Source organism: Streptomyces olivaceus, from assembly GCF_000721235.1.
Taxonomy (GTDB): Bacteria; Actinomycetota; Actinomycetes; order Streptomycetales; family Streptomycetaceae; genus Streptomyces; species Streptomyces olivaceus.
The window spans coordinates 1-557 of record NZ_JOFH01000123.1; the positions used below are offsets into that span (position 1 = coordinate 1).

Below are 557 nucleotides of genomic sequence, written 5' to 3' on the forward strand. Positions count from 1 at the left end.
ACAGGTGAGGGCCTTCCGGTTCGGTGTGGATTGCGACGTCTACACCGACAGAAAGGCCCTCGTGTCCCACCGTAATGCACCCCTGACCGAGACCGGACGCCTGCGGCTGGCCCGTTGCGTGGTCGAGGACGGCTGGCCGCTTCGCCGGGCCGCCGAACGCTTCCAGGTGTCACCGACCACGGCCCAGCGGTGGGCCGACCGCTACCGGCAGTCCGGTGAGGCCGGTATGGCCGACCGCTCCAGCCGGCCTCACCACAGCCCCGGCCGGACCCCGACCCGCACCGAACGCCGGATCATCAAGGTCAGACTGTCGCGTCGCTGGGGTCCGGCCCGCATCGCACACTTCCTGCGCCTGGTGCCCTCGACCGTGCACCGCGTCCTCACCCGCTACGGCCTGGCCCGCCTCACCCACCTGGACCGGGCCACCGGCCGCGTCATACGCCGCTACGAACGCGACCGGCCCGGCGAACTGGTCCACGTCGACATCAAGAAGCTGGGCAACATCCCCGACGGCGGCGGACACAAGGCCCACGGCAGGTCCCAGGGCGGCCGCAACA

Annotated in this window: 1 protein-coding gene; it reads left to right on the forward strand. The window is 71.3% G+C overall.

Annotation, left to right across the window (positions count from 1 at the left end; translation table 11 throughout):
* Positions 1 to 61: 61 nt before the first annotated feature.
* Positions 62 to 557 (forward strand): helix-turn-helix domain-containing protein (locus IG94_RS0138040; RefSeq protein ID WP_031048769.1); only part of this gene is annotated, 496 nt, incomplete at its 3' end.